Below are 18,399 nucleotides of genomic sequence, written 5' to 3' on the forward strand. Positions count from 1 at the left end.
TCATTATGCCGCTATCTTGTGATGTTTATTCAGGATTTCCTCGGCCAGCGCCCGATACGCCTTGGCCCCCAGGGAATTGCTATCGTACTGGAGAACCGGTTGCGCATAGGAAGGAGCCTCGCTGACCCGTACATTGCGTGGGATCTTGGTCCGGAACACCAGATCGCCAAGGTTTTCCCGCGCGTCGAGTTCGACCTGCTGGGACAGGTTGTTGCGCCGATCGTACATCGTCAGCACCACCCCCTCGATCCGCAGGTTTGGGTTAGCGGACTGCCGCACCTCTCGAATGGTCAGCATCAGCTGCGTCACCCCTTCCAACGCAAAGAACTCGCTTTGCAAGGGAACCAGGACAGAATGCGCTGCCACCATCGCATTCACCGTGAGCAGGTTCAGGGATGGCGGGCAGTCAATCAGGACGTAATCCCACTCATACTCATCCATCGCGGTCTGCCGCAGGGCATCATGCAAAAGAAAGCTGCGCTTTTCGTTGGTGAAAAGTTCGATGTCTGCCGAGCTCAGATCGACAGTGGCGGGAATGATGCAAAGATCTTCGATATCCGTTTCCCGGATCACGTCCTTAAGGTCCGCATCTTCAACCAGAAGATCATAGGTGGTGAGCTCTCGATCGGTTGGTTCAATGCCCAACCCAGTGGACGCGTTGCCCTGGGGGTCCAGATCAACGACCAAAACGCGGAGCCCGCATTCCACCATGGCCGCTGCCAGGTTAATGGTCGTTGTTGTTTTCCCGACCCCCCCTTTTTGATTTGCAATGGCGATGATCCGAGGCCCGTCAGGACGCAAAAAATCAGACACGTACCACTCCCCTGATGTTCAGGATTACTGCTTCTGGTTCTGTCAAACTTTTAACGGGTTCAGCGTCAAACCGCCATTGCTCACGCGCGTTATCCACTTCTTTTTTCCACTGCTCGCCCTTAGGGAACAGCGCAACGCCGTCAGCCTTCAGATGGCGCTCGGAAAGCCCGAGCAGCATGGAAAGATCCGCCAAGGCCCGGGCCGACAGGACATCGGCGTTCTGCGGCGAGGCCTTTTCTATGCGCTCCGCCAGAACGGTGACTTTTGCCCCGCATTCTCTGGCTGCCGTGCGCAGGAAGGCCGATTTTCGTTGATCGCTTTCAATCAAGGTCACGGTCATATCCGGCGCCTCATCAGCTGCCAGGATCGCAATGATCAAGCCCGGGAAGCCACCCCCACTGCCAATATCAACCCACTTTTCGGCAGGTTCGACGCAGCGAAACACCTGGACGGAATCGGCGATATGCCGGGTCCAAAGCGCGTCCAGGCTTGCGCGGGAGACGAGGTTGATCCGCGGATTCCATTTCCGGATGACCGCGTCAAACGTTTCAAGCCTCTCCAATGTTTCACGTGAAACATGGAGCTGCTCCAACAACTGTTTATCCATCATGCGCTGCGGCCTTGCTTGCGAACCGGTTTCCGCAGTCGCGCCAGAAGAAGCGCCAGCGCGGCCGGAGTCATGCCGTCAATTCGGGCCGCTTGTGCGAGCGTCTCCGGTCGAACCCGGCTCAGCTTCTGTTGCAATTCCCAAGACAGGCCTTCAATCCCTTCGAAGGAGAAGTCCTTGGGAATGGCATAGCCTTCGTCTCGCTTCAGTGCGGAGACTTCCCGCTCCTGCCTTGCAATGTAATTCGCATAAAGCGCGTCGCGTTCGACTTGCCGGCGGATGTCCACAGACACATCTTCCAGCGCCGGCAGTAGACGCACGACATCCTCAAAATTTACGTCCGGGAATGCCAAAACATCCAGGCCGCTCCTCTTGTTGCCGTCCTGATTGACCCGAATGCCAGCTTCGGAAATCTGCTTGGGCGTAAACGTCTGGCTCTCCAGAGCATCTCGCGCGGACGACAACTTCTCTTGCTTGTCCAGAAACGCCTGCTTCCGGCTCTCACTGACGCAGCCCAGCTCCAGGGCAAGGGGTGTTAGTCTCTGATCGGCATTGTCAGCCCTCAGGGACAACCGAAATTCAGCCCGGGACGTGAACATGCGATAGGGTTCGCTCACGCCGTTTGTGGTCAGATCGTCAATCATAACCCCGATGTAGCTGTTCGAGCGTCCGAAGATGATCGGATCTTTCCCGAAACTGCGTAGCGCGGCATTCAGCCCTGCCACCATCCCCTGCGCCGCAGCCTCTTCATAACCGGTGGTTCCATTGATCTGCCCGGCCAGGTACAGCCCCGGCACGTCCTTGACGGCCAGTTCGAGCGACAGTGCCCTAGGGTCTACGTAGTCATATTCAATCGCGTATCCCGGTTGCAGGATCTTGGCCTCTTCCAATCCAAGGATGGAATTTACATAGGCTTCCTGCACGTCGATCGGCAGGCTGGTGGAGATGCCATTGGGATAGACCGTATGGTCAGACACCCCTTCCGGCTCCAGAAAGATCTGATGCGAATCCTTGTCGGCAAAACGGACGATCTTGTCCTCGATCGATGGGCAATAGCGCGGACCAACACCTTCGATATGACCGCCGTACATGGCCGAGCGGTCCAGGTTTTCCCGGATGATGTCGTGCGTTTTTGAATTGGTATGGGTGATCCCGCAGGACAGCTGCGGAATATTGGTACTCTTGCTCAGAAATGAGAAGAACACCGGATCGTCATCGCCCGGTTGCTCATCAAGGATTGACCAGTTGATCGTACGGCCATCCAATCGCGGCGGTGTGCCGGTCTTCAGACGTCCCAAAGGCAGTGCAAAGTCATCAAGGCGTTCAGCCAGGCGCACCGAAGGGTTGTCGCCCATACGGCCACCGGGGCGGGATTTATCCCCGATATGGATGACCCCACGCAGGAAGGTGCCCGAGGTAAGCACGACAGATCGACAGGAGATCTCGCTGTCATCAGCCAGGCGCACGCCAACGACGCTGCCGTTGTCCATCAGAAAGTCGACAACCTCGCCCTCAACGATCTGGAGGTTGGCCTGCGCTTCCGTCAGCTTCAGCATCTCCCGCCGATAGACCTGGCGGTCCGACTGCGCCCGGGGTCCCTGCACCGCCGGCCCCTTGCGCCGGTTCAGCAGACGGAATTGCAGGCCGGCCATATCGGCGACACGACCCATCACCCCGTCCAGCGCGTCGATTTCCCGGACCAGGTGTCCCTTGCCCAACCCGCCAATCGCCGGGTTACAGGACATCACCCCGATGCCCTCCTTGCTGAGGGTGACCAAAGCCGTTTTTGCGCCCATACGCGCGGCCGCATGCGCCGCTTCGGTGCCGGCGTGACCGCCTCCGACGACAACTACATCAAACGCGGGATGTTTCACGTGAAACACTCCTTTACTTTCCCAGGCAGAAACTTGAGAAAATCTCATCCAGAAGATTTTCTACGCCGATACGGCCGACCAGAAGTTCGAGCGCCCGAATGGCTGATCTCATTTCCTCGGCAGCAATATCATAGAACTCGGGGCCGCGCTGCAAGATTTGTTGCGCTTCCGTCAAACTCTCCAGTGCTGTCAGCATCGCATCGCGATGGCGCGCCCGGGTGGCAATGCCGGCCTGGGCGCTTCGATTGGTCAGCACCTTGGACACATGGGCGATGAGCGCATCCATCCCCTGCCCCGACCGACCAGAGATCGCGCCGTCCGGATCACTGCGCAAATCCGCCTTTGGCCTCAGCCGGATATCGCCCTCGCGCAATTCCACATCAAGGACTTCATCATCCTCTGCCAGGAACACTCGAAGATCCGCCTCGTCCGCGCGCCGGCGGGCAAGGGCGATGCCAATCCCCTCAACATGATCGTCCGTCTCACGAAGGCCGGCCGTATCCAGCAGGGTCACCGGCAACCCCGCAAGATCCATTCGAACTTCGATGATGTCGCGGGTCGTGCCGGCATATTCCGAAGTGATGGCCGCCTCTCTGCCGGCCAGCGCGTTCAGCAAGGTCGACTTTCCGACATTTGGGGCGCCGACGATGGCCACCTCGAAACCGGATCGGATACGCTCGGCAATCTTGACGGCGGCCGTTTCGCTTTCCAGATCCTTCTGAACGTCGGACAGCAGGGCGGTAACCTCGGGTGTCACATCGACCGGGACTTCTTCGTCGGCAAAATCGATGGTGACTTCGATCAAGGAGGCCGCGCGGATGAGCTTCTCCCGCCAGGATTCAGCCAGTTTGCCCAACCCGCCGGCGAGGATAACCTGCGCCTGCTTTCGCTGGGCTTCGGTTTCCGCATCGATCAGATCGGCCAGGCCCTCAACCTGCGCGAGGTCCAGGTGGCCATTTTCCAGGGCGCGGCGGGTGAATTCACCCGGCTCCGCCATTCTCAGCCCTTGTACCTCCTGCAAGGCATTCAGCACCGCAGAGACAACCGCAGTGCTGCCATGTGTTTGAAATTCCACAACATCTTCGCCAGTGAAGCTCTGTGGTGCAGTAAAACTGAGCACAAGCGCCTGGTCCAGCGGATCGCCTGCTGCGTCGCGCAGCGTGCAAAGCGTCATGCCCCGCGCCGGCAAGGTCCGACCGCAAAGCTCCGCGCCGGCGGCGAGCGCCTGCGGTCCAGAAACGCGGATCACCGCAACACCGGCTTTCCCTTGGGCAGAGGCCAGCGCAAAGATCGTGTCCATGAGGTGGCCTTTCTTTCTGCCGGCCCGGTCAGGTGTTCATAGAATCGAAGAATTCGGAGTTTGTCTTGGTCTGCTTCAGCTTCGACAGCAAGAACTCAATCGCATCGGTGGTGCCCATCGGGTTCAGGATACGACGCAGCACAAAGGTCTTCGCCAAATCGCCCTTGTCGACCAGCAGGTCCTCTTTTCGGGTGCCGGATTTGAGGATGTCGATCGCCGGGAACACGCGTTTGTCGGCAATCTTGCGGTCGAGCACGATTTCCGAGTTACCGGTGCCCTTGAATTCTTCAAAGATCACCTCGTCCATCCGGCTGCCGGTGTCGATCAGCGCGGTGGCGATGATGGTGAGCGAGCCGCCCTCTTCGATGTTCCGGGCCGCACCAAAGAAGCGTTTCGGCCGCTGCAGGGCGTTTGCGTCGACACCACCGGTCAGAACCTTGCCGGACGACGGCACGACGGTGTTGAACGCCCTACCAAGTCTTGTGATCGAATCGAGGAGGATCACAACATCTCGTTTATGTTCCACCAGGCGCTTGGCCTTTTCGATGACCATTTCCGACACGGCCACGTGGCGCGTCGCCGGCTCGTCGAAGGTGGAGGAGACGACCTCCCCCTTCACCGAGCGCTGCATGTCGGTCACCTCTTCCGGGCGTTCGTCGATCAGCAGCACGATCAGGTAGCACTCCGGGTGGTTCTTCTCGATCGAATGCGCGATGTTCTGCAGGATCACCGTCTTACCGGTGCGCGGCGGCGCCACGATCAGCGACCGCTGGCCTTTACCAATGGGGGCCACCAGGTCGATCACGCGGGCCGAACGGTCCTTGATGGTGGGATCCTCGATCTCCATCTTCAGGCGCTCGTCGGGATACAGCGGTGTGAGGTTGTCGAAGGCGATCTTGTGACGCGCCTTTTCCGGCTCCTCGAAGTTGATCTTGGTGACATTGGTCAGGGCAAAATAGCGCTCGCTGTCCAGCGGTGCCTTGATCTGACCTTCAACCGTGTCGCCGGTGCGCAGGCTGTACTGACGGATCATGTCGGGCGAGACATAGATGTCATCCGGGCCCGGCAGGTAGTTCGCCTCGGGCGAGCGCAGGAAGCCGAATCCGTCCTGCAGCACTTCCAGCACGCCGTCGCCGCCGATTTCCCAGCCTTCGTCTGCGCGTTCGCGCAGGATCTGGAACATCATTTCGCCCTTGCGCATGGTGGAGGCGTTTTCGATCTCCAGCTCTTCCGCCATCGCCAGCAGGGCTTTGGGGCTTTTTGCTTTCAGATCGGACAGATTGAGGGATTGCACGGTCATATAGATACGGCCTCTACTCCCCCGCTTAACCGAGGGTTTGTCAGACGACAGGTTAGGAAAACACGGATGCCCGGACGGGCGCGTTGCGGCCCATACATAGGGACTCGTTCCGGGTGAGTCAAACGCCGGCTGCGTCAGCTTCACCGCCACAGCCCACCTCTGCGCCGCGCTGCGTCAGAATTTGAAGATTACGGATACCACGATCACCACCATCAGCAGCGTCGGCACTTCGTTCATCAATCTGTACTGCCGCCCGGTCAGCCGGTTCTGCCCGGCGCGGAAGTCGCGGTGCCGCAGCAGGAGCCAATGGTGAAACCAGGTCATCGCGATCACCGCAACACCCTTGGTCCAGGGCCAGACATAGCTCCAGTCGACCACACCGGGGGTCAGCACGATGAACAGCCCCGCAGCCCAGGCCACATGCATGGCCGGTCGCATGATGAGGCGCAGCAGCTTGTCCTCCATGGTCAGGAAGATTGCAGGTGCATCCTGAACCTTCTCTGCTTGCTCCACGTGATAGACGAACAGACGGGGCAGATAGAACAGCCCGGCCATCCAGCTAAGCACTGCCATGATGTGCAGCGACTTGGCGTATGGGTAGAGCGTGAACATCAGGTTGCTCAGGTCCATCGGTGTTCTCCCCGGTCTGATCGGACCACCCTAATAATTAAATGAATATTAGAAGGATGATGTTTTTGTAGGGTGCATTGAATCCAGTGGATAAGTGACTCTTCCTCCGCTTATCCCCAGTAGGGATAAGTTTCCAGCACTGCGGGACCAGTCCGGGGAAAAATCCGCCGGCGCCATAAATTTAAGGGCGGTTAAGGAATGTGCCGTCTTTATGGCATTGGGGATAACCGTGGGAAGAACCGGGAAAACCGGGATATCCACGGATTCCAAGTTATCCAGATTCACAAAGGACGACTCAGCCGGCTGAATCCTGAGGTTCGCGTCAAGCCCTCGAGTCTTTACTTGGGCGCGGAAAACCATACAAAACGTCCTGCACTCTTCAGCGTCTTTCCCACGGGGTTTTCCACATGACTGCCCACATCGTTCTGGCATCCGGTTCCGAAATCCGCGCGCATTTGCTGCGTCAGGCGGGGGTGGCTTTCGACGTCGATGTGCCCCGAATGGACGAGGCCGCGATCAAGGCCGCCCTGCTGGCGGAGGAAGCGCCGCCGCGCGATATCGCTGACGCGCTGGCCGAGGCGAAGGCCCGCAAGATCAGCATGCGCCACCCGGGCCGGCTGGTGCTGGGCTGTGACCAGGTGCTGGATTTCGAAGGCCGCCTGTTGTCGAAACCCACCAGCGCTGCTGAAGCGCTTGAGCAGTTGAAGGAAATGCGCGGCAAACGTCACATGTTGCTGTCGGCGGCGGTGATCTACCGGGATGGCCAGCCGATCTGGCGTCATGTCGGGCAGGTTCGGCTGCTGATGCGCAAATCCTCGGACGCTTACCTGGCCGATTATGTCGAGCGCAACTGGGACAGCATCCGCCATGCGGTCGGGGCGTACAAGCTGGAAGAAGAAGGTGTGCGACTGTTTGCCAGTATCGATGGAAATTACTTCAACGTCTTGGGTTTACCGCTGATGGAGCTTATCAGCTACCTCGGGCTGCAAGGGGTGATCGACCAATGACCATGACCAAAATACCGCTCGCCGGCGTGATCGGCTGTCCGATCGCACAGTCCAAGTCGCCACAGTTGCACCGGCACTGGCTGCAGCAGCATGGCATCGTCGGCCATTATATACCCATGCACGTGGAGCCAGAGGATCTGGCGGACGCCATCCGGATGATGCCCAAGATGGGCTTTGTGGGGGCCAATGTGACGATCCCGCACAAGGAAGCGGTGATGGGTATTGCCGATCAGGTGACCGATCGCGCCAAGGTGATCGGTGCCGCCAACACTTTGATCTTCCGCGAGGACGGCAGCATTCTGGCTGACAACACTGATGGCTATGGTTTCATTACCAACCTCCATCAGGGCGCGCCGAACTGGGACCCGCAATCCGGGCCGGCCGTGGTTCTGGGGGCCGGCGGCGCCTGTCGCGCGGTTGTTGCATCCTTGCTGGAGGCGGGGGTCCCCGAGATCCTGCTGACCAACCGCACGCGTGAGCGGGCCGAGCAGCTGCGCAGCGAATTCGGCGACCGCATCCGGGTCGAAGACTGGATCCAGGCTGGAAATATCATCGAGGAGGGCGCGCTGGTGGTCAACACGACATCCCTCGGCATGACCGGCAAGCCCCGGCTGCGGGTGCCGCTGGACGGCCTGCGCCAGGACGCCGTGGTGACGGACCTGATCTATGCGCCACTCAAGACCGAGCTCCTGTCCTATGCCGAAGAGGTCGGTTGCACCGTGGTCGATGGGCTGGGCATGCTGCTGCACCAGGCAGTCCCGGGTTTTGAACGCTGGTTCGGAGTGCGCCCGGAGGTCGACGCCGACACGCGCGCCGCGCTTCTGGCATGAGTTTCAGCCTCGGTCTCACCGGCTCCATCGGAATGGGCAAGACGGCCACCGCGCAGCTGTTCGCGGCGCAGGGCTGCGCCGTGTGGGATGCCGATGCCGCCGTTCATCGGCTCTATGCCGCTGGCGGTGCGGCGGTTGCGCCGATGCAGGCGAGCTTTCCCGACGCCATCGAGGATGGCGCGGTCAGCCGCCCTGCCCTGAAGCGCATCATCGCGCAGGATCCCGATGCCCTGCGACGGATCGAGGCCATCGTGCATCCGCTGGTGGCCGAAGACCGGGCGCAGTTTCGCGCGACGGCGGCCAGCGACATCCTGGTGTTCGACATTCCACTGCTCTTCGAGACCGGCAGCGATGCCGAGATGGATGCAGTGGCCTGTGTGACCATCGACGCGGAAACCCAGCGCCGGCGCGTGTTGGCGCGTGGCACCATGACATCCGAGCAGTTTGAACATATCCTGCGCAAACAGATGCCGATCGAGGAAAAGCGCGCCCGCGCCGATTACCTGATCGAAACCGATACCCCGGACCACGCCGCCGCCCAGGTGGCACAGATCCTTGCCGACATCAGGAGCCGCCTGAGCCATGCGTGAAATCGTTCTCGATACGGAAACCACCGGGTTCGACCCGTTCTCCGGCGACCGCATCGTCGAAATCGGTGCCGTGGAGCTGCTGAACCACATGCCCACGGGAAACACCTTTCACGAGTACATGAACCCGGAGCGGTCCATGCCGGCAGAGGCCTTTGCCGTGCACGGTATCGGCCCCGACCTGCTGGAGCCGCCGCAGAAACCCGAACCGGGTGCCGTGACCCTGCGCGACAAGCCGGTGTTTGCCAAGATCGGTCAGAAGTTTCTGGATTTCGTCCAGGATTCCAAGCTGATCATCCACAATGCCAGCTTCGACATGAAGTTCCTGAACTTCGAGCTGGAGCGTATGGGCCTGCCCAAATTGCCGATGGAACAGGCGGTGGACACGCTGGCGATGGCGCGGCAGCGGTTTCCCGGCTCGCCGGCAACGCTGGATGCGCTGTGCCGCCGCTTCAATATCGACAACTCGAACCGGACGTTGCACGGCGCGCTGCTCGACTCCGAGATCCTTGCCGATGTCTACCTGGAGTTGATCGGCGGCCGACAGCCGGATTTCGGCCTGTCCACCCAGACTTCGTCCAAATCGGTCGAGGTCGAAGATGACTGGCGCCCGCAACCTCGCCCCGCGCCCCTGCCATCACGGCTGACCGCCGAAGAGCAGGCATCCCATGCGGAGTTCGTCGCCAAGCTGGGCGAAGACGCGCTGTGGAACCAGTCAAGTTGACCTGATGGCACCCGTGGCAGGTTGCCAGTACGCGGCCAGCACGCGCGCGTGGGTCGGCAATAAAAAACGCCGCTGGGGTGCAGCGGCGTTTCCTGTCTTGCGACCTGATATGCGACGACTTTACTGGGTCTGCGCTGCCGCGGCGGCCTCGGACTGGCGACGGGCCAGCTCGTTGCGGTAGATGGCCACGAAATCTATGTTGTCGAGGTTCAGCGGCGGGAAGCCACCATCGCGGGTCACGTCCGACACGATGCGGCGCAGGAACGGGAAGGTCTGGCGCGGGCATTCGATCAGCAGGAACGGGTGCAGCTGGTCGTCCGGCACGCCGACGATGTTGAAGACGCCGACATATTCCAGTTCCAGGATGAACAGCACCTGGCCGCCGTCCTTGTTCTTGGACTCGACCGTCAGCTTGGTGATGACTTCATACTGGTTTTCGACCGAGCGCTTCTTGGCGTCCAGGTTCACCTGAACGCTGACGTCGGGCTGCACTTCACCGCCGGAGCCTTTTTGCGCCATGACGTTTTCGAACGACATGTCGCGGATGAATTGGCCCAGAATGTTCATCTGGACCTGAGGCTGCTGTTGGGCTTCGCCGTTTTCGGCCATGGAGTTGCTCCTGCAAATAAATTCTTTTGCCCGTGCTTAGCAGCTTGGTTCGGCTATCTCAACGGGGGCCGTCGACCCAGCCCGAAGGGCCGTCGCGGCGCTCACCGGGCGTCACGTCCTCGTAGTCGCCATCGATCACCTCTCCGCGACCGCGGGGATGGGCGGAGCCGCCCGGATAGTGGCGGCCCTGCATGCTGCCCGGTCCCATCTGAAACTGCGCCACGGTGATCTTGGAGCGCAGGTAACGGAACATCGCGAGGCGGACCGGCGGCATCAGCAGGGCAAAGCCGACGGCATCGGTGAAAAAGCCCGGCGTCAGCAGCAGCGCGCCGGCAAACAGGATCATCGCGCCATGGGCCAGCGGCTCGGCCGGGTCCGACAGCTGCTGGAACGAAGACCTCAACTGCCCCATCGCCAGCCGCCCTTGCGTTTTCACCAGCCAGGTGCCCAGCACCGCGGTCAACACCACGATGGCCAGGGTCGGCCACAAACCGATGGCGCCGCCAACCTGAATGAACAGGGCGATTTCAATGATGGGAACCATCAGAAACGCAAGAAATAGATACATTGGCTTTCCTTGAGATCATTCGCCGGAGCGGTAGACTTGCCCCCGCCCGTCACCTACATAAGGTCTGAACGCTTTGGTTTCAAACAAAGCACGAACGCCTAGCATGAGGTTTCCATGGAGTCGCCTGTGATTCAGCTTTTGGTTCTGGCAGGAATTGCCGTGTTTCTGATCCTGCGCTTGAAAAGCGTGTTGGGAACACGCGAGGGCTTTGAAAAGCCACCTGTGCCCCAGTCCGAGGCGCGCAGCCGACGCCCTGATCTGGAAGTGATCGAGGGCGGACCTGACCGTGACATCACCGATTACGTCGCGGAAGGCAGCCCGCAGGCCCAGGCTCTGGCCGAGATGAAACGCGCCGAACCCTCGTTCCAGGTGCAGGACTTCGTGCAGGGGGCCCGCGGTGCCTACGAGATGATCGTGATGGGCTTTGAACATGGCGACCTCGACAGCATTCAGCCCTTCCTGGCCGAGGATGTCTTTGACAGCTTCGTCGAGGCTGTCGCCCAGCGGGAAGACAAGGGCCTGAAGATCGAGGCAGAATTCATCGGCGTGCGAGAAACCACCCTGGCGGATGCCCAGTTTGACGCCCAGACCGGGCGTGCGGAAATCACCATGCGTTTCGTGGCCGAGCTGACCTCGGTCGTGCGGGATCGCAGCGGCAACATCGTTGAAGGCGATCCGAAGGCCGTGAAGCGCCAGAAGGACACCTGGGTCTTTGCCCGTGACATGGGCAGCGACGATCCCAACTGGCAACTGGTTGCGACGGACGCATGATTGCGGCGCTTCGTGGGGCACTTGGGGTCGCTGCCGTGGCAGCGGCCGCGATGACCGCCTCCGAGGCGCAGTCCGACACCGTGTACAGCATCCTCGACTTCTCGCAACTGGATGGCTGGGCCGAAGATGACCACGCCGCTGCTCTGCAGACCTTTCTGGGCACCTGTGGTGATCTGAAGGATCCCGACTGGAAGGCATTGTGCAAGGCCGCGCGAGCGCAGCCTCCCGAAGGTGCGCGGTCTTTCTTTGAGCTGTTCTTCCGGCCGGTCATGGTCGAGGATGGCACCCCTGCCCTGTTTACCGGCTATTTCGAGCCCGAGCTGAACGGCGCACGGCACCGCAGCGCACGCTATCGCTATCCGGTCTACCGGATGCCGCCAGAGGCCCGCGGCAAGGACCAGTGGCTCAGCCGGCGCGAGATCCTGGAAAGCGGCGTCATGGAAGGGCGCGGTTTGGAAATTGCCTGGGTGGATGACCCGGTGGAGCTGTTCTTCCTGCAGATCCAGGGCTCGGGCCGTATCCGCCTGCCGGATGGTTCGATGATCCGGGTCGGCTACGGCGGGGCCAATGGCCACCCCTATCGATCCATCGGACAGGAGCTGGTCCGCCGCGGCATCTACAACCTGCACCAGGTCAGCGCGCAGGTGATCAAGTCCTGGGTGCGCCGCAACCCCGTGGAGGGGCGCGAGCTTCTGTATCACAACCCCTCCTACGTCTTCTTTCGCGAGGTCCGTAGGGTGGCCGCCTCTAAGGGGCCGCTGGGGGCAATGAACCGCTCTGTCACGCCGATGCGCAGTATCGCGGCTGATCCGGCCTACACGCCTCTTGGGGCGCCGGTCTGGGTGGAAAAGGACGGAGAGATGCCGCTGCGTCGCCTGATGATCGCGCAGGACACCGGTTCGGCCATCAAGGGCGCGCAGCGTGCCGATATATTCGTCGGGACTGGCGATGCCGCCGGCGAGACTGCGGGCACCATGAAAGACCCGGGGCGGATGGTGCTGCTGCTGCCGATCCAGCGGGCCTATGCGATGCTGCCGGAAGATCTTTGAATGAGCCGCCGGAAGCTGACAGAGGATGAGATAGATCTTTGGAAAAAGGTCGCAAGCCAGACCGAGCGCCTGTCGCCGGCCTCGAAATCCGTGTCGCCCTACCCTGCCCAGCCTTCAGCCAAGACCAGCAAGCCGCGCGAACCGCAGGTGTCGCCGCTGCCAGATCAGTTCGAAATCGGCAGCCGGGCCCGCTCCAAACCGGTGAAACATGACCTGAAGCCCTCGCTGGCGCGCAGCCTGGCGGGCGAACCGGTGCAGATGGACGGGAAAGCCTTCCGGCGGATGAAGCGTGGCAAGCTGCGCCCGGAAGGCAAGCTGGACCTGCACGGCATGCGGATTGATGCGGCCCACCCCGCCCTGACCCGGTTCATCCTGTCATCACAAGGGGTTGGCAAGCGTCTGGTGCTGGTGATCACCGGCAAGGGCAAGGACCGGGACGAGCCGGGCCCGATGCCGGTGCCGCGCGGGGTGTTGCGCCACAAGGTGCCGCAATGGCTGTCGCTTCCGCCCTTGGCCCAGGCGGTGCTGCAGGTGACGCCGGCCCATGTCAGCCACGGCGGGAGCGGCGCCTACTACGTCTATCTCCGTCGCAACCGCTGACGGGATTTCCGTTACCGCTCCTCTGCGACGGTATCTTTCAGAGAGACCTTGATCGCATTGTTGCGGATCACGATCTGACCGGGCAGCAGCTTCTGCAGCACGTCTGGATTGCGGGCAAAGGCGGCGTTTGTTTCACGTGCACCATTCAGCAGCGCAATCAGCGCCGGCGAGGAAGCGGCCACGAAATGCTTTGATTCCGCCTCATCGGCAAAGGCGGTGGTATCGATGAATTCAATCGGCAGGTCGCTGATTTCCTCGATGCTGGTGAGGTTGCCCAGCCGGCCGCGGTTGTCCAGCCCCCGCAGGCGCTGGGACAGGGTCAACACCCGGTCCTTGCGGGAGGAGAAAATCAGGAAGGGCTGCGGCACTTCGGCGAATTTCTCCATCTGCGACTTGAACACGTCCACATCCAGATCGGGCGACATCAGGATCACGCCGCCAAGATGGCGTGCGGTCCAGCCGGGCGACTTGATCTCGATCTGGCGCAGCGTTTCCATCGTCAGGAAGCCACCCATGGAATGCGCCACCACGATGACCCGGCGCGCGCCCGAGTGTTGCAGGCTGCGCAGAAGATGTTCCAGCCCATCACGCGAGTAGAGCGCGCTGTCGCCGTCATAGGCATAGCCAAGCGCCTTGCCCTTGCTGGGCCAGGAATAGATGACCGTGGCGCCGGGAATTTCGATGTCATGGGTCAATTGCGCCGCGCGAAAGGCGGTTTCGGCCTGGGTCGAGTTGTAGCCATGCACAAAGACGGTCACGTCGCGCTGATCGGCGGGCAGCTTGGCCAACTCACGACGCAGCCTGGCGGAAAACGCGGCTTCGCTCTCGAACTGGCGCCGGCCGGCCATGGTGAATTCGGTTGCCGGATCGGGGTCCGAATAGCCGAATTTCAGGGAGCCGGGCTTGTGCTCCGGCGGGATGGAGACGGTCAGTTCCAACAGGCTCATGCCGTCGGACCGCTGGGCACCGAAATTGCCATTTGGCAGCGCGCCACGGTTGGTCGCGGCAAAGACAGTCTTCGGGGTACCCAGTTCCAGCGCTTCCGGCACCGTCGGGGTGAAACTCCTATCCGTGCAAGAGGCCAGCAGCAGCAGGATACCGCAGGCAAGACGCAGCGCAGTCATGTTTCACCCTCAATAAATTGGCGGCAGGCTACTGCACCTGCCGCCAATGTCAAAGCGTATGAACGTGAAACCGCGCCCTTACAGAACGTAGCGGCTGACATCAGCCGAGCGTCCCAGCTCACCCAGGTTTTTCATCACGAACGCAGCGTCCACGGTCACGGTTTCGCCACCTCGATCCGGCGCGGTAAAGGACAGTTCCTCGAACACCCGTTCCATCACCGTGTAGAGACGCCGTGCGCCGATGTTCTCGACCGTCTGGTTCACTTCGGCCGCGATGCGCGCCAGCGCTGCAATGCCGTCTTCGGTGAAGGTCACGGTGACCTCCTCGGTCTCCATCAGCGCCGTGTACTGGCGGGTCAGCGCGTTGTCGGTTTCCGTCAGGATGCGTACGAAGTCCTCTTCGGTCAGGGCGCGCAGGTTGACGCGGATCGGCAGCCGGCCCTGCAATTCCGGCAGCAGGTCCGACGGCTTGGCGATGTGAAACGCGCCGGAGGCGATGAACAGGATGTGGTCGGTCTTCACCGGTCCGTGCTTGGTGCTGACGGTGGTGCCTTCGATCAGCGGCAGCAGGTCGCGCTGCACGCCCTCGCGGCTGACGTCGCCGCCGCGGGTTTCCTGGCGCACGCAGACCTTGTCGATCTCGTCAAGGAAGACGATGCCGTTCTGCTCCACCGATTCCACCGCGGTGCGGGTGACGGTTTCGTCATCCAAGAGCTTGTCGGCCTCCTCGCTGATCAGGATTTCATAGCTTTCGGCGACGGTCAGTTTCTTGCGCGTGGTGCGCCCGCCCATGGCCTTGCCGAACAGGTCGCCCAGGTTCAGCATGCCCATGTTGCCGCCCGGCTGGCCGGGGATTTCGAACATCCCCATCGGGTTGGAGGTATCGGCCACGTCCAGCTCGATCACCGTGTCGTCCAGCTCGCCCGATTTCAGCTTCTTGCGGAACATCTCGCGGGTGGCTTCGCGCGCGTCACTGCCGGCGATCGCCTCCAGCACCCGGTCCTCGGCCGCCTTGTGGGCATTGGCCTTGACCTCCTCGCGCATGTATTCGCGGGTCTGGGCGATGGCGTTGTCGACCAGGTCGCGGATGATCTGCTCCACATCGCGGCCGACATAGCCGACCTCGGTGAACTTGGTGGCCTCGACCTTGATGAAAGGGGCGCGGGCCAGCTTGGCCAGGCGGCGGCTGATCTCGGTCTTGCCGACGCCGGTGGGGCCGATCATCAGGATGTTCTTCGGGTAGACCTCGTCGCGCAGGTCATCATCCAGCAGCTTGCGCCGCCAGCGGCTGCGCAGGGCGACCGCAACGGCGCGCTTGGCTTCCTTCTGGCCGATGATGAAACGGTCCAGCTCCGAGACGATTTCGCGGGGTGTCAGATCGGTCATGGGTATCTTCGCTTCAATGAGAGGGGGGCAGCCGGTCTAGCGGCAGCACGTTGGAGAGGGGCGCAAGCAGCGCGGCGCGGATGCGGCTCCAGAAGGCGCCCAGGATGACGAGAACAAGGCCCAGCACCAGGATGGTCATCGCAGCGCCGTCGCTGCTGAACACGGTGCCGGCCAGCGTCACGCTGTAGCCGATCGCGGCGATCAGGAACGACCGCCGGTCGATCACGATGGCGACCAGCGCAAAGAACAGCAACACGCCCAGCAGCAGCAGATTGGCGCTCTCGGTGCCCTTTGCCAGCAGGCTCAGCGCGATGGTGTTGACCAGCGCGGGCGCGGCAACCACATGCAGCCAGAACCCCTGGGCAGAGCGCCGGGTGACACGATGCGGATCGCTGAGATCAAAGACCATCGCCATGGCAAAGACCGCAAGCCCCACCGCCAGGGTGATCCAGGCAAAGGGGCCGCTGGCGGACAGCAGGAACAGATCGCCGAGGCTGGCCGGGGTGCCGGCCCGGATCGCGCCCATCAGCAGCGCGAGGCCAAAGACGCCCATGGCGATCAGCGCCATGGCGAAGGGCACCCGGAAACGCAGCCAGAACAGCGCCACCGCCGCCGTCGCCAGGGCGAAGGGCAGCGGCAGGCTGGTGAAATCATTCTGCGCAATCATGAAGGGTTCGGCAAACTGCGCGGTCAGGCCAATGCCGGCATTGGCGGCCCACATCACCGACAGGGCAATCGCGGGCGCGATCATGCGGCGGCGGCGGATGAAGTATTCCGCCAGCCCCCACAGCACCGCGGCGCCGAGGGCGGCGGAATAGACTGCCTTGGCCTGGTAGCCACCGACCGAGCCGGCCAGATCCACCGCGGTCACGCCGGCCCAGCCCGAGGCCAGGATCAGCAGGCCAATGACGATGAAGATCTCGTTGAACCCCTTGAACAGCTCAAAAGGTTCGTCGCCCGGCGCCAGATTTTCGCGCGCGCCACGGCGGCTGTGGGCCAGCGCCATCAGCGTCGCCGCCTGGGCCTCGGTCAACAGGCCCGAGCCGACGGCGGCGCGCAGGTCGTTCTGGTCCAGCTGGGTCACCTCAGCGGTCCCCGCCGATGGTTTCCACGGTCAGGTTGCCATTGGTGTAGACACAGATATCGGCGGCAATCGCCATCGCCTCACGGGCGACGGTTTCGGCCGATTTGTCGCTGTCCATCATGCCGCGCGCCGCTGCCAGGGCAAAATTGCCGCCCGAGCCGATGGCGGCCACGTCATGCTCCGGTTCCAGCACGTCGCCGGCGCCGGTGATGACGAACATGTCGCTGCCGTCGGTGACGATCAGCATCGCCTCCAGCTTCTGCAGGTACTTGTCGGTGCGCCAGTCCTTGGCCAGCTCGACGCTGGCGCGGGCCAGCTGGCCGGGGGTTGCCTCTAGCTTGGCTTCCAGCCGTTCCAGCAGGGTAAAGGCATCGGCGGTGGAGCCGGCAAAGCCCGCCACCACGTCAAAGCCGCCCGGCGACAGGCGGCGTACCTTGCGCGCCGTGCCCTTGATGACTGTTTGTCCCAGCGACACCTGACCGTCGCCGGCAATGACCACCTGGCCATCTTTCTTGACACCGATGATGGTGGTGCCGTGCCAGCCGGGAAATTGATCGTCTGCCATGAATGTCTCCGTTTGTTGCCCCTTATATGGCCGTAACCCCGCGCCGGTACAAGTGAACCCCAGCCGCGGCCGGTGACGGCCGGCAGGCCGCTGCCGGGTGGCGACCGTTGCTGCCATGCAGCGAACGCAGAGCGGGGCTGAGAATCCAGCAATTGTGGGACTCGGCCTCAAGTCCTAAATCAGCCTCACAACCGGCACAGGGTCGGCTGTTTCTTTGAAGGATATGCGCAAATGACGACCGCGAACATCTACGCGCCGCTCGGAGCAGTCACCGTTCTCCGCGTGGTTGATGCCATCTTGAATGCCAAGAGCAACCTGATCGAGTGGAACGAAAGCCGCCGGACCCGCAAGCTGCTGTCGCAGCTGTCCGATGCACAGCTGGACGACATTGGTCTGACCCGTTCGGACATTGCGGCGCTGTAAGCAGTCACCTGCTCGCGCCTGTATCAAGAGCCGCCCCGCATGGGCGGCTTTTTCATGTTTGCATCCCGGATTTTGTTCGCTGGCCGCAGTCGGCGGCAAATAAAGTCGCAAATAAAAAGGGCTGCCCGCGCGGGACAGCCCTCTTATGGTCCGGTTTCGGTGCCGGATCAGATGGATTCTTCGATCCAGCTCTGCAGGGCGGCCTTGGGTGCAGCGCCCGCGCGGTTCGAGACGACCTGACCATCCTTGAAGATGAACAGCGCCGGGATGCCGCGCACGCCCATGGCCGCAGCGGCGTTGGGGTTGTTGTCGACATCGACCTTGGCAATCTTGACCTTGCCGTCGAATTCCGCGGCCAGCTCTTCGAGAGCGGGGCCGATCTGCTTACAAGGGCCGCACCATTCGGCCCAGAAATCCACCACGACGGGGATATCGGAGTTCTTGACTTCAGCGTCAAAGGTGGCGTCGGTGACGGCTACGGTGGACATATGCATGTCTCCATGAGTGTGTGGCAACTGGAGTTGGAACCTAGGTACGGCTTTACGGAT

At 61.8% G+C, this 18,399-nt stretch carries 21 protein-coding genes; 8 read left to right on the plus strand and 13 right to left on the minus strand.

Annotated features, from left to right (window positions below; all coding sequences use genetic code 11):
- Positions 1 to 3: 3 nt before the first annotated feature.
- From ACZ52D_RS07910 to ACZ52D_RS07935, 6 genes are all read right to left on the minus strand, one after another.
- A complete protein-coding gene (locus ACZ52D_RS07910; protein ID WP_464443071.1) occupies positions 4 to 813 on the minus strand; it encodes a ParA family protein in 810 nt (269 codons plus the stop codon).
- Entirely contained in the window at positions 806 to 1,423 is a 618-nt protein-coding gene (gene rsmG / locus ACZ52D_RS07915) for a 16S rRNA (guanine(527)-N(7))-methyltransferase RsmG (protein WP_464443072.1), read from the minus strand. The genes ACZ52D_RS07910 and rsmG overlap by 8 nt, the downstream gene beginning before the upstream one ends.
- Entirely contained in the window at positions 1,420 to 3,294 is a 1,875-nt protein-coding gene (mnmG, locus tag ACZ52D_RS07920) for a tRNA uridine-5-carboxymethylaminomethyl(34) synthesis enzyme MnmG (protein ID WP_464443073.1), read from the minus strand. The genes rsmG and mnmG overlap by 4 nt, the downstream gene beginning before the upstream one ends.
- 13 nt (positions 3,295 to 3,307) lie before the next feature.
- On the minus strand, positions 3,308 to 4,594 hold the full coding sequence (gene mnmE, locus ACZ52D_RS07925) for a tRNA uridine-5-carboxymethylaminomethyl(34) synthesis GTPase MnmE (protein WP_464443074.1): 1,287 nt from the start codon (positions 4,592 to 4,594) through the stop codon (positions 3,308 to 3,310).
- A 28-nt stretch (positions 4,595 to 4,622) separates the two neighbouring features.
- Positions 4,623 to 5,894, minus strand: a complete 1,272-nt coding sequence (rho, locus tag ACZ52D_RS07930) for a transcription termination factor Rho (protein WP_222454377.1) — start codon at positions 5,892 to 5,894, stop codon at positions 4,623 to 4,625.
- 174 nt (positions 5,895 to 6,068) lie between these two features.
- Positions 6,069 to 6,524, minus strand: coding sequence for a CopD family protein (locus ACZ52D_RS07935; protein WP_417474489.1), 456 nt, complete (start codon positions 6,522 to 6,524; stop codon positions 6,069 to 6,071).
- Between the two features lie 407 nt (positions 6,525 to 6,931).
- On the opposite strand from ACZ52D_RS07935, the gene ACZ52D_RS07940 reads away from it, so the two are divergent.
- Genes ACZ52D_RS07940 through dnaQ form a run of 4 tightly spaced genes read left to right on the plus strand, consistent with a single transcriptional unit; the run spans position 6,932 to position 9,672 of the window.
- Entirely contained in the window at positions 6,932 to 7,531 is a 600-nt protein-coding gene (locus ACZ52D_RS07940; RefSeq protein ID WP_369929735.1) for a Maf family protein, read from the plus strand.
- The gene (locus ACZ52D_RS07945) at positions 7,528 to 8,361 is read left to right on the plus strand and encodes a shikimate dehydrogenase (RefSeq protein WP_464443075.1); all 834 of its coding nucleotides are present in this window, start codon (positions 7,528 to 7,530) and stop codon (positions 8,359 to 8,361) included. The genes ACZ52D_RS07940 and ACZ52D_RS07945 overlap by 4 nt, the downstream gene beginning before the upstream one ends.
- Complete coding sequence (gene coaE / locus ACZ52D_RS07950; protein WP_464443076.1) at positions 8,358 to 8,951, plus strand: dephospho-CoA kinase; 594 nt, start codon at positions 8,358 to 8,360, stop codon at positions 8,949 to 8,951. Before ACZ52D_RS07945 ends, coaE begins: the two co-directional genes overlap by 4 nt.
- Entirely contained in the window at positions 8,944 to 9,672 is a 729-nt protein-coding gene (gene dnaQ, locus ACZ52D_RS07955; RefSeq protein ID WP_464443077.1) for a DNA polymerase III subunit epsilon, read from the plus strand. The genes coaE and dnaQ overlap by 8 nt, the downstream gene beginning before the upstream one ends.
- A gap of 120 nt (positions 9,673 to 9,792) precedes the next feature.
- On the opposite strand, the gene secB is transcribed toward dnaQ, so the two are convergent.
- Complete coding sequence (gene secB / locus ACZ52D_RS07960) at positions 9,793 to 10,281, minus strand: protein-export chaperone SecB (protein WP_222454371.1); 489 nt, start codon at positions 10,279 to 10,281, stop codon at positions 9,793 to 9,795.
- A 58-nt stretch (positions 10,282 to 10,339) separates the two neighbouring features.
- Complete coding sequence (locus ACZ52D_RS07965; protein ID WP_464443078.1) at positions 10,340 to 10,849, minus strand: FxsA family protein; 510 nt, start codon at positions 10,847 to 10,849, stop codon at positions 10,340 to 10,342.
- 114 nt (positions 10,850 to 10,963) lie between these two features.
- Between ACZ52D_RS07965 and ACZ52D_RS07970 the strand changes: the two genes are divergently transcribed.
- Genes ACZ52D_RS07970 through ACZ52D_RS07980 form a run of 3 tightly spaced genes read left to right on the plus strand, consistent with a single transcriptional unit; the run spans position 10,964 to position 13,269 of the window.
- Positions 10,964 to 11,620, plus strand: a complete 657-nt coding sequence (locus ACZ52D_RS07970) for a Tim44/TimA family putative adaptor protein (RefSeq protein ID WP_222454369.1) — start codon at positions 10,964 to 10,966, stop codon at positions 11,618 to 11,620.
- Positions 11,617 to 12,669, plus strand: a complete 1,053-nt coding sequence (gene mltA, locus ACZ52D_RS07975; protein WP_464443079.1) for a murein transglycosylase A — start codon at positions 11,617 to 11,619, stop codon at positions 12,667 to 12,669. Before ACZ52D_RS07970 ends, mltA begins: the two co-directional genes overlap by 4 nt.
- Positions 12,670 to 13,269, plus strand: a complete 600-nt coding sequence (locus ACZ52D_RS07980) for a Smr/MutS family protein (RefSeq protein ID WP_464443080.1) — start codon at positions 12,670 to 12,672, stop codon at positions 13,267 to 13,269.
- Between the two features lie 11 nt (positions 13,270 to 13,280).
- Here ACZ52D_RS07980 and ACZ52D_RS07985 read toward each other — a convergent pair whose 3' ends face one another.
- From ACZ52D_RS07985 to hslV, 4 genes are all read right to left on the minus strand, one after another.
- Positions 13,281 to 14,393, minus strand: a complete 1,113-nt coding sequence (locus ACZ52D_RS07985) for an alpha/beta hydrolase (protein ID WP_369929722.1) — start codon at positions 14,391 to 14,393, stop codon at positions 13,281 to 13,283.
- 78 nt (positions 14,394 to 14,471) lie between these two features.
- On the minus strand, positions 14,472 to 15,779 hold the full coding sequence (hslU, locus tag ACZ52D_RS07990) for an ATP-dependent protease ATPase subunit HslU (RefSeq protein WP_222454365.1): 1,308 nt from the start codon (positions 15,777 to 15,779) through the stop codon (positions 14,472 to 14,474).
- A gap of 13 nt (positions 15,780 to 15,792) precedes the next feature.
- Positions 15,793 to 16,863, minus strand: a complete 1,071-nt coding sequence (locus tag ACZ52D_RS07995; RefSeq protein ID WP_464443081.1) for a hypothetical protein — start codon at positions 16,861 to 16,863, stop codon at positions 15,793 to 15,795.
- A gap of 1 nt (position 16,864) precedes the next feature.
- Complete coding sequence (gene hslV, locus ACZ52D_RS08000; protein WP_369929718.1) at positions 16,865 to 17,428, minus strand: ATP-dependent protease subunit HslV; 564 nt, start codon at positions 17,426 to 17,428, stop codon at positions 16,865 to 16,867.
- Between the two features lie 231 nt (positions 17,429 to 17,659).
- On the opposite strand from hslV, the gene ACZ52D_RS08005 reads away from it, so the two are divergent.
- The gene (locus ACZ52D_RS08005) at positions 17,660 to 17,851 is read left to right on the plus strand and encodes a DUF1127 domain-containing protein (RefSeq protein ID WP_222454362.1); all 192 of its coding nucleotides are present in this window, start codon (positions 17,660 to 17,662) and stop codon (positions 17,849 to 17,851) included.
- A 167-nt stretch (positions 17,852 to 18,018) separates the two neighbouring features.
- Here the strand turns inward: ACZ52D_RS08005 and trxA are convergent, their stop codons facing one another.
- Positions 18,019 to 18,399: a thioredoxin gene (gene trxA, locus ACZ52D_RS08010; RefSeq protein WP_222454692.1), complete on the minus strand. Its 381-nt coding sequence runs from the start codon at positions 18,397 to 18,399 to the stop codon at positions 18,019 to 18,021.

The organism is Leisingera sp. S2M4 (genome assembly GCF_055398055.1).

Bases quoted from the DNA above. Each gene is read 5' to 3' on its own strand.
- rsmG (WP_464443072.1), bottom strand. From the start codon at position 1,423: ATGATGGATAAACAGTTGTTGGAGCAGCTCCATGTTTCACGTGAAACA.
- mnmE (WP_464443074.1), bottom strand. From the start codon at position 4,594: ATGGACACGATCTTTGCGCTGGCCTCTGCCCAAGGGAAAGCCGGTGTT.
- rho (WP_222454377.1), bottom strand. From the start codon at position 5,894: ATGACCGTGCAATCCCTCAATCTGTCCGATCTGAAAGCAAAAAGCCCC.
- ACZ52D_RS07935 (WP_417474489.1), bottom strand. From the start codon at position 6,524: ATGGACCTGAGCAACCTGATGTTCACGCTCTACCCATACGCCAAGTCG.
- ACZ52D_RS07940 (WP_369929735.1), top strand. From the start codon at position 6,932: ATGACTGCCCACATCGTTCTGGCATCCGGTTCCGAAATCCGCGCGCAT.
- ACZ52D_RS07945 (WP_464443075.1), top strand. From the start codon at position 7,528: ATGACCATGACCAAAATACCGCTCGCCGGCGTGATCGGCTGTCCGATC.
- coaE (WP_464443076.1), top strand. From the start codon at position 8,358: ATGAGTTTCAGCCTCGGTCTCACCGGCTCCATCGGAATGGGCAAGACG.
- dnaQ (WP_464443077.1), top strand. From the start codon at position 8,944: ATGCGTGAAATCGTTCTCGATACGGAAACCACCGGGTTCGACCCGTTC.
- secB (WP_222454371.1), bottom strand. From the start codon at position 10,281: ATGGCCGAAAACGGCGAAGCCCAACAGCAGCCTCAGGTCCAGATGAAC.
- ACZ52D_RS07965 (WP_464443078.1), bottom strand. From the start codon at position 10,849: ATGTATCTATTTCTTGCGTTTCTGATGGTTCCCATCATTGAAATCGCC.
- ACZ52D_RS07970 (WP_222454369.1), top strand. From the start codon at position 10,964: ATGGAGTCGCCTGTGATTCAGCTTTTGGTTCTGGCAGGAATTGCCGTG.
- mltA (WP_464443079.1), top strand. From the start codon at position 11,617: ATGATTGCGGCGCTTCGTGGGGCACTTGGGGTCGCTGCCGTGGCAGCG.
- ACZ52D_RS07980 (WP_464443080.1), top strand. From the start codon at position 12,670: ATGAGCCGCCGGAAGCTGACAGAGGATGAGATAGATCTTTGGAAAAAG.
- ACZ52D_RS07985 (WP_369929722.1), bottom strand. From the start codon at position 14,393: ATGACTGCGCTGCGTCTTGCCTGCGGTATCCTGCTGCTGCTGGCCTCT.
- hslU (WP_222454365.1), bottom strand. From the start codon at position 15,779: ATGACCGATCTGACACCCCGCGAAATCGTCTCGGAGCTGGACCGTTTC.
- hslV (WP_369929718.1), bottom strand. From the start codon at position 17,428: ATGGCAGACGATCAATTTCCCGGCTGGCACGGCACCACCATCATCGGT.
- ACZ52D_RS08005 (WP_222454362.1), top strand. From the start codon at position 17,660: ATGACGACCGCGAACATCTACGCGCCGCTCGGAGCAGTCACCGTTCTC.